The organism is Micromonospora chalcea (assembly GCF_002926165.1).
In the GTDB taxonomy this organism is placed as follows: domain Bacteria; phylum Actinomycetota; class Actinomycetes; order Mycobacteriales; family Micromonosporaceae; genus Micromonospora; species Micromonospora chalcea.
Genome location: NZ_MAGP01000097.1, coordinates 43,167 through 60,149 on the forward strand (window position 1 = coordinate 43,167; position 16,983 = coordinate 60,149).

General features: G+C 75.6%; 15 protein-coding genes. 12 read left to right on the plus strand and 3 right to left on the minus strand.

Going from position 1 to position 16,983, the window contains the following annotated elements:
• Window positions 1-6 precede the first annotated feature (6 nt).
• Genes BAW75_RS10540 through BAW75_RS10550 form a run of 3 tightly spaced genes read right to left on the minus strand, consistent with a single transcriptional unit; the run spans window position 7 to window position 3,871 of the window.
• A complete protein-coding gene (locus BAW75_RS10540; protein WP_043323370.1) occupies window positions 7-1,242 on the minus strand; it encodes an MFS transporter in 1,236 nt (411 codons plus the stop codon).
• A gap of 38 nt (window positions 1,243-1,280) precedes the next feature.
• Window positions 1,281-2,720: a condensation domain-containing protein gene (locus tag BAW75_RS10545; protein ID WP_104113450.1), complete on the minus strand. Its 1,440-nt coding sequence runs from the start codon at window positions 2,718-2,720 to the stop codon at window positions 1,281-1,283.
• 14 nt (window positions 2,721-2,734) lie between these two features.
• Window positions 2,735-3,871 (minus strand): glycosyltransferase, encoded by a 1,137-nt coding sequence (locus BAW75_RS10550; RefSeq protein ID WP_244206074.1) that lies wholly within the window; start codon window positions 3,869-3,871, stop codon window positions 2,735-2,737.
• 105 nt (window positions 3,872-3,976) lie between these two features.
• On the opposite strand from BAW75_RS10550, the gene BAW75_RS10555 reads away from it, so the two are divergent.
• The 12 genes from BAW75_RS10555 to BAW75_RS10610 all read left to right on the plus strand — a co-directional run bounded on the left by BAW75_RS10555 (window position 3,977) and on the right by BAW75_RS10610 (window position 16,954).
• Window positions 3,977-5,251: a DegT/DnrJ/EryC1/StrS family aminotransferase gene (locus tag BAW75_RS10555; protein WP_244206075.1), complete on the plus strand. Its 1,275-nt coding sequence runs from the start codon at window positions 3,977-3,979 to the stop codon at window positions 5,249-5,251.
• A gap of 39 nt (window positions 5,252-5,290) precedes the next feature.
• The gene (locus BAW75_RS10560) at window positions 5,291-6,505 is read left to right on the plus strand and encodes an inositol-3-phosphate synthase (RefSeq protein ID WP_104113452.1); all 1,215 of its coding nucleotides are present in this window, start codon (window positions 5,291-5,293) and stop codon (window positions 6,503-6,505) included.
• Window positions 6,506-6,581: 76 nt separating this feature from the next.
• Window positions 6,582-7,826, plus strand: coding sequence for an acyl carrier protein (locus tag BAW75_RS10565; RefSeq protein WP_104113453.1), 1,245 nt, complete (start codon window positions 6,582-6,584; stop codon window positions 7,824-7,826).
• Window positions 7,823-9,322, plus strand: a complete 1,500-nt coding sequence (locus BAW75_RS10570) for a class I adenylate-forming enzyme family protein (protein ID WP_104113454.1) — start codon at window positions 7,823-7,825, stop codon at window positions 9,320-9,322. The genes BAW75_RS10565 and BAW75_RS10570 overlap by 4 nt, the downstream gene beginning before the upstream one ends.
• Window positions 9,315-10,562 carry a type III PLP-dependent enzyme domain-containing protein gene (locus BAW75_RS10575; protein WP_104113455.1) on the plus strand — a complete coding sequence of 416 codons (1,248 nt, stop codon included), beginning with the start codon at window positions 9,315-9,317 and terminating at the stop codon, window positions 10,560-10,562. The genes BAW75_RS10570 and BAW75_RS10575 overlap by 8 nt, the downstream gene beginning before the upstream one ends.
• Before the next feature lie 4 nt (window positions 10,563-10,566).
• Window positions 10,567-10,821 (plus strand): phosphopantetheine-binding protein, encoded by a 255-nt coding sequence (locus tag BAW75_RS10580; protein WP_043323366.1) that lies wholly within the window; start codon window positions 10,567-10,569, stop codon window positions 10,819-10,821.
• Window positions 10,818-11,978: an acyl-CoA dehydrogenase family protein gene (locus BAW75_RS10585; RefSeq protein ID WP_104113456.1), complete on the plus strand. Its 1,161-nt coding sequence runs from the start codon at window positions 10,818-10,820 to the stop codon at window positions 11,976-11,978. Before BAW75_RS10580 ends, BAW75_RS10585 begins: the two co-directional genes overlap by 4 nt.
• Window positions 11,971-13,083: an acyl-CoA dehydrogenase family protein gene (locus BAW75_RS10590; protein WP_244206076.1), complete on the plus strand. Its 1,113-nt coding sequence runs from the start codon at window positions 11,971-11,973 to the stop codon at window positions 13,081-13,083. The genes BAW75_RS10585 and BAW75_RS10590 overlap by 8 nt, the downstream gene beginning before the upstream one ends.
• Window positions 13,084-13,148: 65 nt before the next feature.
• Entirely contained in the window at window positions 13,149-14,642 is a 1,494-nt protein-coding gene (locus BAW75_RS10595; RefSeq protein ID WP_104113458.1) for an amino acid adenylation domain-containing protein, read from the plus strand.
• Entirely contained in the window at window positions 14,639-15,172 is a 534-nt protein-coding gene (locus tag BAW75_RS10600; RefSeq protein WP_043323361.1) for a flavin reductase family protein, read from the plus strand. Before BAW75_RS10595 ends, BAW75_RS10600 begins: the two co-directional genes overlap by 4 nt.
• Window positions 15,169-16,014, plus strand: coding sequence for an inositol monophosphatase family protein (locus BAW75_RS10605; RefSeq protein WP_064445640.1), 846 nt, complete (start codon window positions 15,169-15,171; stop codon window positions 16,012-16,014). The genes BAW75_RS10600 and BAW75_RS10605 overlap by 4 nt, the downstream gene beginning before the upstream one ends.
• On the plus strand, window positions 15,998-16,954 hold the full coding sequence (locus BAW75_RS10610; protein WP_104113459.1) for a Gfo/Idh/MocA family protein: 957 nt from the start codon (window positions 15,998-16,000) through the stop codon (window positions 16,952-16,954). Before BAW75_RS10605 ends, BAW75_RS10610 begins: the two co-directional genes overlap by 17 nt.
• Window positions 16,955-16,983 lie beyond the last annotated feature (29 nt).

Consider the following 16,983-nt stretch of genomic DNA (forward strand, 5'->3'; position numbering starts at 1 on the left):
CGGCCGTCACGGCCGGGGCGGGGCCGGGCTCTCGCCGGGCAGCGCCGCCGCCCGGACCCGCCCGATCAACGCCACCACGGCGAGCGCCAGCACGGCCACCACCACGAACGCGGTACGCAGGTCCAGCGCGCCGGCGAGCAGGCCGATCACCGGCGCCGCGAGCAGCGCGCCCGGCCACTGGCCCATCGCCACCACGGAGACGCCCTCGCCGGACGTGAGGCCCGGCTGCTCACCGGCGAAGCCGAGCACCGTCGGGGTCACGCACGCCAGGCCGAACCCGAGCAGTCCGAACCCGGCCATCACCGCCGCCGGATGGGGGTACGCCACCGGCAGCGCCACGCCGGCTGTCGCGACCAGCGCGGACAGCCGGACGAAGCGGATCCGCCCGACCCGGCCGGCCAGCCGGTCGCCGAACAGCCGGGCGACGGTCGCGGCCAGCGAGAGACAGGTGTACGTGGCCGCGGCGAGCACCGCCGTGGCGCCGGCCACCTCGGTCGCGTACAGCGCGCTCCACTGGGCGCCGGCCATCTCGATGAACGAGGCGAGGAAGGCGATCACCGCGAGCAGCAGCAGTTGCGGGGTGAACCGGTCACGCAGCCGGCGCCGCGCCTCGCCGTCCTTGGTCTCCTGGCGGGGCGTGTCGGGCAGCCAACGGTGCGTGCCGATCAGCAGCGCGCCCAGCAGGACACTGGTGACGGCCATCTGCGCCGACGGCGACATCCCGATCGCCGCGGCCCCGGTGCCGCAGAGGCCGCCGACCAGCATGCCGATGCTGAAGCCCGCGTGGAACGTGGACAGGATGGGCCGCCCGTACCGCTTCTGTACCTCGACCGACTGGGCGTTCATCGGCGTGGCCAGCAGGTTCGCCGCGAAGCCCCAGACCGCGAGCCCGCCGACCAGCGCCACCACAGTGGTGGACGCGGCCAGCAGCGGCGCGTTGAGCAGGATCAGCGCGGCCCCGGCCAGCGCCAGCCGGCGGGTGTTGATGCGGCTGATCAGCACCGCCACCACGACCAGGGAGACCAGCTCCCCCGCGTTCGTGGCGATGTTCGCCAGGCCCCAGCCGGTGTTGCCGACGCCTACCGCGTCCCGCACCTCCGGCACGCGGGCCGACCACCCGCCGATGGCCAGGCCCATGATGACGAAGAGCAGCGCCACCGACCAGCGGGCCCGTACGGCCGAGCGGGGCACCGGCGGCGCGGGCTGCTCCGTCGTGTGCTGGTTCGTCGAGGTGTCCGTCATGGTCGTCGTACCTCTCTGGGATCGGTCCGTCGGAACTCCTACCCGATCGCGTGGTCGAGGAAGCACGCACCGTCAGGAAGGCGTACCCGTTCCGGTGTGGTGCCGGGGTCGGTGACGAGCGCCGAGACCACCGCGACGTAGTCGTCGATCAGCCCGCGTACCAGGTCGTCGCCGAAGACACCCCGGTTGCGGATCACCACGCCGCCGGCCCGCACGTCGTCCACCACGACGATCGGTGAACCCCGCTTCACCCAGACGGGCAGACATTCGGGCGGCACGTCGGCGGCGACCACCGGCGGCGGGGTGCCGGGCGCGGCCCGGGCGGTGATGTCGACCGGCTCCACCCGCAGATCCGGGCAGTGCAGCACCGGCGACGCCGACGCGGCGGACTGGAACCAGGCGTCGAACAGGTGGTTGTCCGGCCAGGGGCGGATCGCCGCGAAGCCGGGACGGACCGCCCGGGCCAGCCGGTGGTACGCGGTGGCGTGCGCGACGGCCCCGGCCAGCGAGGCGTGCGCGGCGCCGACCACAGCGCTCATCGGCGCGTCCGGCGCGACGTCGACCGGCAGGTAGACGTTGTTGGTGAACTGCCCGACGAGCTGCCGGGACAGCGGGCTCTCCCGGCCCAGCGTGGTGGTGCCCAGCACCACCCGGGACCGGCCGGCCCGCCGCGACAGCAGCACCAGGTACGCGGCGAGCAGCAGCACGTACGGGCTGGTGCGGGCCCGCCGTGCGGCCGGGCGCAGCCGCGCGGTGATCTCGGGCGGGAACGCGAAGCGGGTGGCCACCTCGGCGCTGAGCGCGACGTCCGGCGCCGGCGGCGACGCCGGGAAGAGCTGGTACGGCTCCACCGGCCGCAGCCGGTCCCGCCAGTACGCGGCCCGGGCGGCGGCGTCGACGCCGTTGCCGGCCTGCTCCGCCTCCTGGAGCGCGGCGAGCGCGGCCGGGTCCACGCCCAGCGGCGGCTGCGGGTCGGCCGCGCCGAGCCGGGCCGCGTACGCGTGGCACAGGTCCTCCACGACGACGCGGCACGACCAGCCGTCGGAGACCATGTGGAAGAAGCAGAGCGCGAGCACGTGCTCGGTCGCGGAGAGCCGGACCAGCGCGGCCCGCCACAGCGGCGCCCGGCCGGGGTCGAACGCGTCGTTGCGGTGCGCGTACGCGATCTGCTCGACGCGGGCCTGCTGCTCGGCCGGCGGCAGTCCGGACAGGTCGACGTACTCCAGCGGCGACTCCACGTGCGGCAGGATCCGCACCTCGGGCTGCACGCCGATGCGGTCGAACCGCATCCGCAGCGCGTCGTGCCGGTCCACCACGTCCTGCATCGCCTGCCGCAGCACGTCGACCCGCAGCGTGCCGCGCAACCGGCGGAACTCCACCACCACGAGCCGTGAGGCGCCGGGACGGGCCGGGTCGAGCGCGGTCATGAACTCCCACATCATCTGCTGGCCGGGGGCCAGCGGGTACGTCGTCGGCACTGCCACTCCCCCCGTCAGGCCGCCACCGGCGGCGCGGCCACCGGCGCGACCGGCCGGTGGTCCGTCTCGTCCGGCTGGTAGTCCGCCTCGTCCGGCGCGCGGAAGCCGGTGAAGAGCAGGTCGGGACGGCCGAGCCGCAGCGAGGTGACGAACGCGGCCCCGTCGAAGAGCGTCTCGATCGCCGCGCAGGCCGCCGACCCGGCCACCGCACGCGGTCCCCGGTCGCCGCCGAGCCGGCCGGGCGTCTTCGCGGCGATCACGGCGGCCGCGACGGCCGGCACCGCGAGCAGGCTGCGTCCCCCGCTGCGCCGGGCGGTCAGCAGCCCGGCCAGCGCGGTCACGGCGAGCATGCTGGCGGTGTTGAGCACGAACCGGCGCCGGTGCGGGTGGGCCAGGCAGAGCCACTGCTCGGAGCGCCCGTACGTGGTGAACCGGTAGGCGACCGCGCGGAAGGTGTCGGCGACGCCGGTGTCGTGGGTGACCACGCCGTCCGGGTCGGTGAGCAGCACGTAGCCGGCGTCGGTGAGGAGCAGCCCGAGGTGCAGGTCCTCCCCGCCCAGCGGCATCGGGGAGTCCTCCGGGAACCCGCCGACCGCCTCGAAGACGGCGCGCTTGACGGCCATGTTCGCGCCGGCGCCCCAGGACACGCGCTCGTAGTGCAGCGGCCGGGTCAGGTCGCCGAGCAGCAGGTAGGAGCGGCGCATCACGCGGAAGAACGCGCTGTCGCCGGGCTCGACGATCACCGGGCCGGTGACGCCGGCGACCTCCTCGCCGGAGGCGCGCAGCCGGGCCGCGTACCGGGTGATCAGGTCGGCCGGCACCCGGCAGTCGGAGTCGGTGAACAGCACCAGGTCGTGGCGGGCGTGCCGGACGCCCAGGTTCCGTTTGGCCCCGACGTGCCGGGGCCCGCGCACGTAGCGGGCGCCGTACTCGGCGCAGGCCGCCCGGTGGGCGGCGGCCGCGGCGGGCGCCGAGTCGTCGACGACCACCACCTCCACCGGCTCGGGGCAGTTCGGGGCGGCGTCGCGCAGACTGCGGAGCTGGCGGCGCATCTCCGCCACCCGGTCCTTGACCGGGATGACCACGGAGACGCCGCGCGTGACGGCGCGGGGTTCGGTCGGTTCGCCCACGGGCGATGCGGATCGGCTCATGCCCCGAGGTTCGACCACCGGGGTACAGCGCCGATACACAGCGCCGGCCCTTGCGGCCATCGCACATGTACCGCTGATGTATCGATGGCCATCAAGGTCGAAGGCATGACGACCTCCATCCCCATCGACCGGCGGCTCGCCGTGGACGGCGGCCGGCCGGTCCGCCCGCCGGACCGCCCATGGCCACGCTGGCCGACCCCCGCGCCGGATGCCGCCGCCAACCTGTCCGCGGTGCTGACCGGCGGCCGGTGGGCGATCAGCAGCCCGTCCGTCGGCGACACCGTCCTGTTCGAGCGACGTTTCGCCGCCGACTTCGCCCGCTACGTCAGCACCCGCCACTGCGTGCCGGTCGACCACGGGTCCAGTGCCCTGGTGGTGGCCCTGGAGTCACTCGGCCTCGGCTACGGCGAGACGGTGCTCGTACCGGCGCTGACCTGGACCGCCTCCGCGACCGCCGCGCTGCGCGCCGGCCTGGTCCCGGTGCTCGTCGACGTCGACCGGGACACCGGCTGCGTCGGGCCGGACCACCTCGACCTGTCCGTGGACCCGCGGGCCGTGGTCGCCGTGCACTGGGCCTCCAACATGGCCGACGTGCCGGCGCTCGACGCGGTCACCCGGCCGCGCGGCATCTCCGTCGTGGAGGACTGCGCGCAGGCCCACGGCGCCACCTGGCAGGGCCGCCAGGCCGGCTCGCTCGGCCGGCTCGGCTGCTTCAGCTTCCAGCACGGCAAGGTCCTCACCTGCGGTGAGGGCGGGGCCGTGGTCACCGACGACGACACGCTCGCGCCGGTGCTCGAGGAGCTGCGGGCCGATTCGCGCCGCTACCGGGGCGACCGGACGCCGGCCGGCGAACTGGACCTGGAGGAGAGCGCCGGTGTGCAGGGCGCCAACTTCTGCCTGAGCGAGTTCTCCGCCGCCGTGGCCTGCGCGCAACTGGCCGTCCTGGACGGCCAGCACGACGTGCGCAACCACAACTACCGGCTGCTCGGCGAGCTGCTGGACGGTGTCGACGGCGTACGGCTGCTGCAACCGGCGCCCGGGCAGACCCGCATCTCGATCTACGAGGGCACGATCGTCTTCGACGAGCTGCCGGCCGGCCTGGACAACGCCGCCGTGGCCGCCGCGCTCACCGCCGAGCTGGGCCGGCGGTTCTACTGCACCGACGAGCCGCTGCACCGCAGCCGCCTGCTGCAGCCGTGGACGAAGCCGCTGCTCGCGCCGCTGGCCGAGCGCTTCGCGGCGATCCACCGGGAGCGCACGTACCCCAACACCGAGTGGCTCGCCGCACACACCGTCCAGACACACCACAGCACCTTCCTCGGCACCGAACAGGACATGGAGGACATCGCCGCCGCCGTCACCAAGGTGCTCACCCGCTGAACCGCGCCGTCCCGGCGCACCCAGAGAAGGAGTCTTCCCGTGACCGTCACCCAACGCGAGACCTCGCACGCCCCGTCCCCCGAAACGGACGCACCCGTCGGCGTGTGGCTCAACGGCGCCCGCGGTTCGGTCGCCACCACGGCGATCACCGGTCTGCTGGCGCTGCGCGCCGGCATGGCCGACTCGACCGGCTGCGTCACCGACACCGGCATGCTGCGCGACGCGCCGCTGGTGAGCTGGACCGACCTGGTGGTCGGCGGGCACGACATCGTCGACACGCCGCTGGAGAAGAAGGCCGAGTCGCTCGTCGACTCCGGTGTCATCCCGGCGCCGGTGCTGGCCGCCGTGCGGGGCAGCCTGCCCGAGGTCGAGCAGAACCTGCGCACCGGCTACGACGCGCGTACCGAGACCGGACCGCTGGCCGAGGTGGTCGACCGGCTGGCCGGCGACATCGAGGAGTTCCGCGCCCGCCACGGGCTGTCCCGGGTCGTCGTCATCAACGTGTCCTCCACCGAGCCGCCGGCCGACCACCGGCCCGAGCACGACGACCTGGACGCGCTGACCCGCGCCCTGGCCGACCCGGACGACAAGGCGCTGCCGGCCAGCTCGGTGGTCGCGTACGCGGCGTTCCGGGCCGGCTGCGGCTTCGTCGACTTCACCCCGTCCACCGGCGCCCGGCTGCCCGCGCTGGAGATGCTGGCGCAGCGGGAGCGGGTGCCGTTCGCCGGCTCCGACGGCAAGACCGGGGAGACGCTGCTGCGTACCGCCCTGGCGCCGATGTTCACCAGCCGCGCCCTGCACGTGCTCTCCTGGGCCGGGGTGAACCTGCTCGGCGGCGGTGACGGGGCGACGCTGGAGGACCCGCGCAACGCCCGCAGCAAGCTCAGCTCGAAGTCGGGCGTGCTGCCCGCGCTGCTCGGTGAGGACGTCACCGCCCCGCTGCACATCGACAACGTGCCGGACCTCGGCGACCACAAGACCGCCTGGGACCACGTCTCGTTCGAGGGCTTCCTCGGCGTCCGGATGTCCATGCAGCTCACCTGGAGCGGGGTGGACTCCACGCTGGCCGCCCCGCTGGTGCTCGACCTGGCCCCGCTGACCGCCGCGGCGCACCGCGCCGGGCACGTCGGCCCGATCGAGGAGCTGGGGTTCTTCTTCAAGGACCCGATCGGCACCGACGAGCACGCGCTGGCCGAGCAGGCGCAGGCGCTCGCCAGCTGGGCCAACGGGCTGGACGGCCGCGGCGACAGCTGACCTTCGTACCGGCCGCCGGCGCGGCGACTCCCGCGCCGGCGGCCCCGCCCCACGTATCCGCATCGAGGAGCCTCCCATGTCCCCACACGTCCCGAACGCGCCGGACCGGCCGAGCACGGATCCGGTGTGGACGCCGATCCTGACCGGTCTGCACGCGACCGCGCTGGACTGTCTCCAGACGAGCTTCGCTCTGCTCGCCGACTACGCGAACGGGTCCGGCAGCCATCTCGCCCTCGGCGCCCGGTACGGGTTCCGCACCCGGGATCAGGACGCTCTGATCTCCGTCGAGGCGACCTCGGACGACCGGGCCGCCGAAGCGGTCGACCTGCTGGGCCTGCGCGTCGAGGGCCGGTGGATGCAGCTCGACGGCCCGCAGGTCCGCCGGCTGTGCGCGCCCGGCCAGCCGCTCTACGTCACCGCCGACGCGTACGACCTGCCGTGGTGTCCCTACCACCGGCACGAGCACATGCGGCACAGCTTCCTCGCCACCGAGGCCGGGCCGGATCAGGTCACAGTGGTCGACGCGTACCACAACGACACCGCCTGGGGCCCCGCGCGGCCCGGCGTGTGGCGGCTGCCCACCGCCGCGTTCGACGCGGCGCTGGCCGGCGGCGCGCACACGCTGGCGGTGACGGCGCACCCGGCGCCGGCGATCGACGTGCCCGCCATGCTCGCCGGCAACGCCGCCCGGGCTCGCCAGGCCCGCCCGGAGATCGCCCGCTACCTGGACCGCACCGGCGCCGCCCTGGACACCGTGTCCGGGCTGCACCGCTTCGTGCTCGACGTCTGGCTGTTGGCCCGCGCCCGCGACCTGCACGAACGCTGGCTCGCGGCGGTCGCGCCCGAGGCCGCCGCCGCGCTGGCCGGGCAGACAGCCCGCTGGCAGCAGCTCGCCACGCGCAGCTACGTGGCGCTGCGGCGGGCCCAGGCGGGCCGGCCGGCCGCGCCGGAACTGGCGGACGCGCTCGGCGAGCTGATCTCCGACCACCTCGACGCGCTGGAGTCGATCGCCGAACCGGCCGCCACGCCCGGCCACGACGCCGTACCGCCCGCGCCGGACCCGGCAGGTGGGGAGGGCGTACGCGCCGCGGTGCTCGGCGCGCTCGGCGAAACCCTGGACCTGGACGGCTCGACGCTGCGCACCACCGACGTGCTCCGGGAGCTTCCCGGCTTCGACTCGTTCCGGCTGGTGGACGTCATCGACCGGGTCGAGCGGCGGCTCGGCGTCGAGGTTCCGGCCACCGCGCTCTCCGCGGCCGACCTGCGCGACGTCGGCTCCCTGTGCGCCATGTTCGGCGCCGCCACCGGAGGTGCCCGATGAGTGCCGAGCTGCTGCACGACCTGCTGGACCGCACCGCCGACGCGCGCCCCGACGCGCCCGCCGCCGGGGACGGGACCGTCGAGCGCACGTACCGTCAGGTGCGGGCCGACAGTCTGCGCCTGGCCGGCTGGCTGCGCGGGCAGGGCGTCCGGCGCGGCGACCGGGTGCTGGTGGCGCTGCCCGCCGACGCGACGCTGCCGGCGCTGCTGTACGCGGTCGCCCGTACCGGCGCGGTCTTCGTCGTTCTCCGGACGCCGGCCCCCGAGGTCGCCCTCGCCCACGTGCTGGACGACGCCGAACCGGTCCTGGTCCTCACCGACGACCCGGTCCTGACCGGCCTGTCCCGCGCCCGCGGCGTCCCGGTGCGAGGCGCGGCCGAGGCGCGGCACGCCGCGTCCGCCACGGCGATCGGCGACGCGCCCACCGGCCCGGCCCCGCTCGCCGTCGACCCGGTCTGCCTGATCTACACCTCCGGCAGCACCGGCATGCCCAAGGCCGTGGTCTCCACGCACGCCCAGGTCACGTTCGCCGTCCGGGCGATCCAGTCGGAGCTGCGCTACCGGCCCGACGACGTGGTGCACGTCCTGCTGCCGCCGTCGTTCGACTACGGCCTCTACCAGATCTTCCTCAGCACCGTCGCCGGCGCCAAGCTGCGCCTGGGCGACAGCGCGGAGACCGGTGGCCGCCTGCTGGTGAGCCTGGTCGAGTCCGGCGCCACGGTGCTGCCCTGCGTGCCGTCGCTGGCGATCAACCTGCTGCGGCTGCTCGGCCGCGCGGGCGCGCCGCGCCCGCCGCTGCGCCTGCTCACCAACACCGGCGCCACCATGCCCCCGGAGGTGCTGGCCGGCCTGCGCCGGCTGCTGCCCGGCCTGAGCGTCCAGCTCATGTTCGGCCTCACCGAGTGCAAACGCGCGGCGATCATGCCGCCGGACGCCGACCTGCGCCGGCCCGGCGCCTGCGGGCGGGCGCTGCCCGGCACCGAGATCTTCACAGTGGACGCCGAGGGGCGGCGTCAACCACCGGGCGTTCCCGGCGAGCTGGTGGTACGCGGCCCACACGTGATGGCCGGCTACTGGCGGCGGCCCGAGCTGACCGCCCAGCGGTTCCGCCGCGTACACGGGCTCTTCCCGCAGCTGCACACCGGCGACCACGGCCACGTGGACGACGACGGGTACGTCCACTTCGCCGGCCGGCGCGACGACGTCTACAAGGAGAAGGGCACCCGGGTCAGCGCCACCGAGGTGGAGGCCGCCGCGTACCGGGTCGACGGCGTGGCCGCGGCCGGGGTGCTGCCGCCGGCCGACGGCCACGACGGCGCGACGCTGTTCGTGGTGGCCGCGCTCACCCCCGCCGACGTGCTGCGCCGGCTACGGGAGCAGCTGGAGGAGATGAAGGTGCCGGCGCGCTGCGTCGTGCTGCCCGACCTGCCGCTCACCGGCAACGGCAAGGTGGACCGGCGGGCGCTGGCCCGGCTGGCGGGTGAGCACGATGGCTGACCTGCCCTTCGACACCCCGGCCTACCGCTACGACCTGGCCCGGGTACGCGCCAGCCACGCCGCCCTGGTCGCCGCGCTGCCCGCGCCGAGCCGGCTGTTCTACTCGCTCAAGGCCAACCCGCACCCGGCACTGGTCGCGGCGCTGCACACCGCCGGCTGCGACGCGGAGATCTGCTCGCCGGGCGAGCTGGCCGCGGCGCTGCGGGCCGGCGTGCCGGGCGAGCGCATGCTCTACACCGGACCGGGCAAGCGCGACGCCGAGGTGACCGAGGCGGTGCGTGCCGGCGTCCGCTGGTTCTCCGTCGACTCGCCCGAGGGCCTGGACCAGGCCGACCGGATCGCCGCCGCGCACGGCGTCGAACTGCGCTGCCTGCTGCGGGTCAACGACCGGGTGCCCAACCCGGGTCAGGGGCTCACCATGACCGGCGTCGCGTCCCAGTTCGGCGCCGACGCCGACTGGATCGAGCGGGAACCGCACCGGTTCCGCTCCCGCCCGTCGGCCCCGGTACGCGGGTTCCACCTCTACACCGGCAGCAACGTCGACTCGGTGGACGCGCTGGTGTCCCAGTTCACCGCCGCGGCGCGTACCGCCCGGCGGTTGCGGGACCTGCTCGGCATCGACCTGACCCTGCTCGACCTCGGCGGCGGCTTCGGCGCGCCGTTCGCCCGGCCCGGCCACAACGCGGACCTGACCGGCCTCGCCGACCGGGTCGGCCCGGCCCTGGACGGGCTCTTCCCCGGCTGGCGCGACGGCGCGCCCACGGTGGCCTTCGAGTCGGGACGGTTCCTCACCGCCACCGCCGGCACGCTGCTGACCCGGGTGCTGGACGTCAAGCGGTCGCAGGGCACGCCGGTGGTGGTGCTGGAGTCCGGCATCAACCACCTCGGCGGGATGTCCGGCCTGCGCCGGCTGCCGCCGCTCGTGCCCGCCCTGCACGCCGCTGACGACCGCGACGGCGCGCCACTGGAGGCCGCGATCGTCGCCGGGCCGCTGTGCACGCCGCTGGACACCTGGGCCCGAGCCGCGAGCCTGCCCGACGTACGGCCCGGCGACGTGCTCGCCGTGCCGAACGTCGGGGCGTACGGGCTCTCGGCGAGCCTGCTGGCCTTCCTCGGCCACCCGGCGCCGGTCGAGGTCGTCTGCGACGGCGACCGCGTCGTCGAGACGTCCCGGCTGACCCTGACACGGCACCCGGTCGACGCGCCGGGAGCCACTGACGAACCACGAGAAGAAAGGTGACGTCATGAACACCGAATTCACCGAGCTGCTCCGGCCGTTCCTCAAGTTCGCCGGCCCGGAGGAGATCACCGAGGACGCCCGGCTGCGCGACCTCGGCCTGGACTCCATGCGCGAGATCGAGCTGCTGTTCGCCATCGAGGAGACGTTCGGGGTCGCCGTGCCCGACGACAAGCTGGTCGACTCCACGTTCGCCACCGCCGGCGGGCTGTGGGGCGTGGTCGAGGAGCTGCGCACACCGGTCGGCGGTGGTTCCCGATGACGGCCGTCGCCGGGTACGCCCCGGCCGTCGAGACCGTCGCCGAGATCGCGGCGGAGCACGCCCGCCAGGCCGACGAGACCGCGGCCTTCCCCACCGAGGCGCTGGCCGCCATGCGTCGTAGCGGGCTGCTGGGGCTGCTGGTCCCCGAAGCCGAGGGCGGCGCCGGCGGGACGCTGCCGGACCTGGTCGACGTCACGCTGGCGCTGGGCCGGGTGGACATGTCGGTGGCGATGGTCTTCGCCATGCACTGCCAGCAGGTCGCCGCGATCACCGCGTACGGCGGGGAGAAGCTGCGCGCCGAGGTGCTGCCGTCGGTGGCCCGGGGCGAGCGGTATCTCGGCTCGGTCACCACCGAGGCCGGCAAGGGCGGTCACCTGCTGACCGCAGAGTCGGCGCTGGAGCACGACGGCGAGATGCTGCGCGTCGACCGGCAGGCCCCGATCGTCACCGGCGGCCCGTACGCGGACGCCTTCCTGATCACCACCCGCGCCCCGGGCGCCGGCTCGGCGGCCCAGGTGGACCTGGTCTACGCCGACCGGGACCAGGTGGAGGTCGAGGTGACCGGCGGGTGGCGCCCGCTGGGCATGCGGGCCACGCACAGCGTCCCGATGCGGCTGCGCGGCGCGGTGCCGCAGTGGCAGGTGATCGGCGAACACGGTGGGTTCCGGGAGATCGCCACCACTGTCTTCGCGCCGCTGGCGCACGTCGGCTGGGCGGCGGCCTGGATCGGGGCGGCGGCCGGCGCGTACGCCCGGGTGCTGCGGCACGCCCGCAGCGAGGCGGGACGGCGGCAGTTCGCCCCCTCCTCCGAGCTGGTGCTGCTGCGGCTGGCCGGGATCCGGGCCCGGCTGGACGCGGCGCACGCGCTGCTGCGGCACACGGTCTCGGTGGTCACCGACGCGCCGGACATGTCGGCGGCGCCGGTGCAGATGCTGCTCAACACGCTGAAGATCCGCGCGGCCGAGGAGTCCTTCGCCGCCGCGCACGAACTGGTCGAGCTGGCGGGCCTGCGCCACGGGTACCTGACCGACTCGCCGCTGGCGCTGGAGCGCACGTTCCGGGATCTGCGCTCGGCCTCCCTGAACTACGCGAACGACCGGCTGCGCCTGGCGAACGGGGCGCTGTCACTGCGCGACCCGGGGGTGCGTCTTGCCTGAGCCGAGGGCGACGCCGACGCCGGCCGGGGAGCACGCCGCCCCGGTGGGCGCCGCGCTGTCCGGAGTGGACCCCACCGACCCGGGTGCGGTGTGGCGCGCGCTGGGCGCCGCCGGGATCATCGAGGCGCTCTACCCCGACGGCGTCCAGCCCGACCCCCGGCGGCTGTCGGCCCTGCTCACCGAGCTGGACGCCGGCTGCCCGCTCGGCGTGACGCTGTCGGTCTGCGTCCAGGTCGCCACGGTGCTGCCGCTGCTGGCCGGCGCGACCGGGCCGGCCGAGCGCGCGCGACGCGGGATGCTGCGCGGCGAGACCGTGGTGGCGCTGGCCGTCACCGACGCCGCCGGGTCCGGATCGGACCTGCTCGACGCCACGACCCGGGTGAAGCTGGGCGACGACGGCGCCGTCCTGGACGGTGGCAAGGACTGGATCACCAACGCGACGAGCTGCGACGCGGCGCTGGTGCTGGCCCGGCACCGCGAGGCGCGGCACTTCACCAGCTTCTGCTGGGTGCTGGCGCCGGCCGACGCGCCCGGCGTGACAGTCGGATCCGCCGGCCGGGCGTTCGCCGGGTCCGGCGTGGGCCACCTGCGCTTCGCCGGCGTGGCGCTGCCCCCGGACGCCGTACTGGGCCGCCCCGGCCGGGCGCTGGCCGGGTTCGCCCGGCAGGTCGGCGTCGAACGGGTCGCCGGGGCGCTGTGGGCCCGGGCGATGTGCCACCGGATGCTGGCGGGCCTGCGCGACTGGCTGCGGCGTCGGCCGGCCGGGGCGGGCACGCTGTGGGACCGCCCGGCGGTCCGCGAGCGGTACGCCCGGTGCCTGGTCGCCACGCACCAGCTCGACGCGCTGTGCGCGCCGCTGCTGGACGCGCCGGCGGCCGTCCCGTCCGCGGTCACCGGGATGCTGCTGAAGGTCAGCGCCGCCGAGACCGTGGACCGGGTCGCCGCCGAGGCGGTGCGCCTGCGCGGCGCGGACGCGTTCCGCGACGGCGGGGAGGCGCAGCTGCGCACCGAGGCGGCCATGTTCGGCATCGCCGGTGGAGCAACCGGAGCGATGCTCGCCGGCATCGCCGACCACGCCGACGAGCTGGCCGGCGCGGTGACCTGAGGGCGTCCCGCGCCCGGTGGCGGCGGGACGCCGATCGACGACAGCACAGCGAAGGGAGCAACGCCGTGAGTCTCTACCAGTGGTTCGAGCGAACCGCGGCACGGGTGCCGGAGGCGGTCGCGCTGGAGGTCGGCGGGGAGCCGGTGACCTACCGCCGGCTGCGCGACCTCGCCGACGGCCTCGCCGGCCGGATCCACGCCGAGGTGGGCCGACGCCCGCGCGCGGTCGGCCTGCTGGCCGCCCGCAGCCTGCCCGCGTACGCCGGTTATCTGGCCGCGCTGCGCGCCGGAGCGGTGGTGGTGCCGCTCAACCCGGCCTTCCCACCGGCCCGCACCGCCCGGCTGTGCCGGGACGCGGGGGTGGACGCGCTGGTGGTCGACGACGCCGGCGCCGCGACGGCGGCGCAGGTCGCGGGCGACGCCGTGACCGTACGCCTCGACGGCGCGCCGGGCGTCGCGCCGCCGGCCGCCCCGGTGGCGCCGGACGACGTGGCGTACCTGCTGTTCACCTCCGGCTCGACCGGGCGGCCCAAGGGTGTGCCGATCCGGCACCGCAACGTCGACGCGTTCCTCACGTGCTGCCGGGACCGCTACCCGGTCGGCCCGGGCGACCGGCTGTCGCAGACCTTCGACCTGACCTTCGACCCGTCCGTCTTCGACATGTTCGTCGCCTGGGGCGGCGGCGCCACGCTCGTGGTGCCGCAGCCCGACGAGGTGCTGACGCCGGTGCGGTTCGTCAACGAACGACGGATCACGCACTGGTTCTCGGTGCCCTCGGTGGTCTCGCTGGCCCGCCGGATGCGGATGCTCTCCCCCGGCGCCATGCCGGGCCTGCGGCACAGCCTCTTCGCCGGCGAGGCGCTGACGCTGGAGCAGGCGCGGGCGTGGGCGGCGGCGGCGCCGGGCAGCGTGGTGGAGAACCTCTACGGTCCCACCGAGCTGACCGTGACCTGCACCGGTCACCGGCTGCCGGCGGATCCGGCGGACTGGCCGGCCACCTCGAACGGCACCGTGCCGATCGGTGACGCGCACCCCGGGCTCGACGCGATCCTGCGCGGCGAGGACGGCACCGTCGGCGGTGACGACGGCGAGCTGTGCGTGCACGGGCCGCAGCGGTTCGACGGCTACCTCGACCCGGCCGACGACGAGGACCGGTTCGTCACGTACGCCGGTCGCCGGTACTACCGCACCGGGGACCGGGTCCGCCGCGAGCACGGCACGCTCGTGCACCACGGCCGCCTGGACGACCAGGTGAAGCTGCGCGGCTACCGGATCGAACTCGGCGAGATCGAAATGGTTCTGCGCGGCCACCCGGGGGTGCAGGACGCGGTGGTGCTGGCGTTCGGCGCGGGCGCCGACGTCGCCCTGCGCGCCGTCTACACCGGCGCCGCCGGGATCACCGCCGAGTTGACCCGCCGGTGCGCGGACCGGCTGCCCGGCTACATGGTGCCGGCCCGGATTCACCACGTGGCCGCGCTTCCCACGAACGCCAACGGCAAGACCGACCGGCGCCGGACCGCCGACCTGGTCGGCAGCGCGACGAGAGGAGAACGACGATGACCGGGACAGGAGACGGACACGAGCAGGAAGGGGCGTTCCGTTCGGTGGCCGGGCGGTTCGCCACCGGAGTGGCGGTGGCGACGGCCGTCGGACCCGACGGCCCGGTGGGCATGACTGTGAACTCCTTCACCACCGTGTCGCTGTCGCCCCGGATGCTGCTGGTCTGCCTGCGGCGGGACTGCCGGCTGCTCGGCGCGGTCCGGCGTACCGGGCGCTTCGCGGTGACGGTGCTCGCCGACGACCAGCGCGCGGAGGCGGCCTGGTTCGCCAGCCGGGGACGGCCCAGCGGCGCCGACGGCTTCACCGGTGTCACCTACGACGCGGAGCGGGCGACCGGCTGCCCGCGCCTGACCGACGGGGTGGCGTACTTCGGCTGCGAGGCCGTCTCCGCCGACCCGGCCGGTGACCACGCCGTGCTGATCGGCGCGGTCCGCTCCGCCGGCCTGCTCCGGCCGACCCCACCGCTGCTGTTCGTGGACGGCCACTACGCGCGGGTCGCCGCACCGGCGGAAGCGCAGGTGGCGCGATGAGCATCGGCGCCGCTCCCGGCGACCTGCGCCACCTGAGCCTGCGCGCCGCGCGGGCCGGGGCGGACGCGATCCGCGAGGCACGGAGCCAGGGTTTCCGGACCATGCACAAGGGCGGGGCGGCGCAGGACCCGGTGACCACCGCCGACCACGCCAGCGAACGGGCCATCCTCGACCTGCTCGCCCGCGACCGGCCGCAGGACGCCGTCCTGGCCGAGGAGTCCGGGCTCAGCGCCGGCTGCTCCGGCCTGCGCTGGATCGTCGACCCGCTCGACGGCACGCTGAACTTCAGCCACGGGGCGAGCCGCTACGCGGTGAGCATCGCGGTGGCGACCGGCTGCGACGACGGCGACGGCCAGGTGGTCGCCGCCACCATCCTGCAACCGGCAACCGGCGCCTGCCTGGTGCTCGACGGCGACGGCGCGCTCGACGGCGACGTCCCGGTCACCGTCGACCGGGAGGCCGCGCCGGGGCACGCCCTGGTGGCGTTCGCGGTGCCGAACGCGCCCGGCCCGCGGCGGCGGGCGTACCAGTCGCTCGTCGGCGTCGCGCCCCTCGTCGCGGACCTGCGCAACTCCGGCTCCACGGTCTGCGACCTGGCGGCGGTGGCCCGGGGGGAACTGGACGCGTTCGTCAGCTTCGACCCCGCGCCGTGGGACGTCGCGGCCGGCACCGCGCTGGTCGAGGCCGCCGGTGGGGTGACCCGGCGGTGGCGCCACGACGGGATGGCGGTCCTGGCCACCGGCGCGCCGGCCGTCGTGGCCGCGCTGGCCGGCTGGCTGAGCCCCGACCGTACGGACGACGCCGACGAGAAGAAGGGAACCGACGATGACCGGCAGCGATGAGTTCCGGCTGGCACTTGTGGGAGCGGGCCGGATGGGCCGCCACCACCTGCGGGCCCTGGCCGACCACCGGACGGTCCGGATCCGGCACGTGGTCGACCCGGTTCCGGCGGCACGGGCGGAGGTCGCTGCGGCCGGGCTGCCCGCGTACCCGAGCGTGGCGGACCTGCTCGCGGACGCCACGCCGGACGGTCTCCTGGTGACCGCGCCCACCGGCCGGCACGGCGAGCTGGTCGCGACCGCCGCCGAGGCCGGGCTGCCGGTGCTGTGCGAGAAGCCGGCCGGGCTCGACCCGGCCGGGGCCGCGCAGGCGGGGCGGGTGGCCGCCGCCGCCGGGATCCCGTTCCAGGTCGCCTACTGGCGGCGGTTCGTCCCGCAGCTGCGCCGGCTGCGCGAGCGGATTGCCGGCGGCGCGCTCGGCGAGGTCCTGTTCGTGGCCGCGTCGCAGTGGGACGGCGAGCCGCCGGCGGCGGCGTTCCGCACCGGCAGCGGCGGGATCTTCGTGGACATGGGCGTGCACGAGTTCGACCAGATCCGGTGGCTGACCGGGCAGGAGATCGACCGGGTCGCCGCGCAGCCCGCCGGTCCGGTCACCGACCCGGCGGTACGCGGCCGGGACGTGGACAGCGCGCAGGCGTTGCTCGGCCTGTCCGGCGGCGGTACCGCGCTGGTCTCGCTCGGCCGGCACCACCGGGGCGGCGACATGGCGACGGTGGAGGTGTTCGGCACCCGGGACCACGAGCGGTTGACCTTCCTCGACCCGGCCGACGGGGACGCCACCATGTACGCGGCCCTGGCCTGCCAGGCGGAGGACTTCGCCGGGCTGGTCCGCGCGGGCCGGTCGGCGGGCGCCGGGGTGGCGGACGCGGTGGCGGTGCTCGACGCGGCGCACCGGGCGACGGCGCAACTCACCCGGGGTCACGAGATACACACCGATCGGTGACAACTTGCACCATCTGGGATCGAGGTATT